This is a genomic window from Streptomyces swartbergensis, from assembly GCF_002148965.1.
GTDB lineage: Bacteria > Actinomycetota > Actinomycetes > Streptomycetales > Streptomycetaceae > Streptomyces > Streptomyces swartbergensis.
Window position 1 is genome coordinate 1 of sequence record NZ_NGFN01000683.1, and the last position, 1,507, is coordinate 1,507.

Annotated in this window: 1 protein-coding gene and 1 pseudogene; both read left to right on the forward strand. The window is 75.8% G+C overall.

What is annotated here, in order from left to right; all coding sequences use genetic code 11:
* Positions 1 to 383: pseudogene (locus CA983_RS43530) on the forward strand (hypothetical protein); the annotation flags it as partial.
* Between the two features lie 118 nt (positions 384 to 501).
* On the forward strand, positions 502 to 1,461 hold the full coding sequence (locus tag CA983_RS43535; RefSeq protein WP_086560583.1) for an NAD-dependent epimerase/dehydratase family protein: 960 nt from the start codon (positions 502 to 504) through the stop codon (positions 1,459 to 1,461).
* Positions 1,462 to 1,507: the final 46 nt, after the last annotated feature.

The window sequence follows — 1,507 nt, forward strand, 5'->3', positions numbered from 1 at the left end:
CCCTCTTCCTGGCTGCCCTGGCGGCCCTGCTCACCCTCTGCGCCGCGGTCCTCGACGAGCCCGCCGCCTACGCGGAGGCCCTCACCCTGGGCGCCCTCCTTTTCCTGGCCCGCCTCCTCACCACCCACGGTTTCGCCTACGCCCCGGCAGTGGTCCTCACCGCCACGGCCACGATCCAGGCAGCCGCCCTCGCCGCGGTCTTCACCTCCCGCATCCCCGGCTGCGGCTTCCTGGCCACCCCCGTCGAAACCCTCGTCACCACCTGGGGAGCCGGCAGCGCCCCCACCCTCGCCTGCGGTGCGGCGGCCCTGGTCCTCCTGATCCACGCGGCCCGCAAGCTGACCAGGGCCTCGGCCCACGCACCACCGGAACCCTCCCGGTGACCGCCGCTGCCGCCGGCCCCGTCGCCACCGGCAGCACCCGACACATCCCTTCCTTCGCCTCAAGGAGAACCCGCATGACCACCCGCCCAGCAGCCCCGGCCGCCCCGGGAGCCGCGCGATGAGAGTCCTGCTGATCGGAGCCAACGGCTACATCGGGCGCTTCGTCGCCGACCGCCTGCTCGCCGACCCGGCCGTGCAGCTCACCGCCCTCGGCCGCGGCGACGACGCCGACGTCCGCTTCGACCTCGCGTCCGGCAGCCCCGGTGCCCTCACCCGCTTCCTCGACGCGGTCCACCCGGGCGTCGTCGTCAACTGCGCCGGCGCCACCAGGGGCGGTGCCCGCGAGCTCACCCGCCACAACACCGTCGCCGTGGCCACCGTCTGCGAGGCCCTGCGCCGCAGCGGCTGTGGTGCCCGACTGGTGCAGATCGGGTGCAGCGCCGAGTACGGCCCCAGCCAGCCCGGCTCGTCCACGGCGGAGGACGCCGTCCCCCGGCCCGGCGGCCCGTACGGCGTCAGCAAACTCGCCGCCACGGAACTGGTCCTCGGCTCCGGCCTGGACGCCGTTGTCCTGCGCGTCTTCTCACCGGCCGGACCCGGCACCCCCGCCGGCTCCCCGCTGGGCCGGCTCGCCGAGGCCATGCGCCGCGCCATGCAATCCGGCGACGGCGAGCTGAAACTCGGCGGCCTCGGCGCGCAGCGCGACTTCGTCGACGTCCGGGACGTGGCCCGCGCCGTCCACGCCGCCTCGCTCTCCGCCGCGCAGGGCGTCATCAACATCGGCTCCGGCCGCGCCGTCCGCCTGCGCGACGCTGCCGCGGTCCTCGCCCGCGTGGCCGGATACGGCGGTGCCCTCCACGAACTCGACGGCCCTCCCGGTGCCCTGCGCCCGGCCATCGGCCACCCCCGACCCGACCCGGACCACGCGCCCCCGGTCGCGTATCCGTACCCGGACGGCTGCGGCAGCTGGCAGCAGGCCGATGTGCGCACCGCCCGCGACCGGCTCGGCTGGCGTCCCCGGATCGGCCTGGAGGAGTCCCTCGCCGACATCTGGATGGAGGCGGCATGCCGCATCTGACCAGTACCCGACCACGCGTCTCCGGCACGGAACTCCGCCCCGGCGT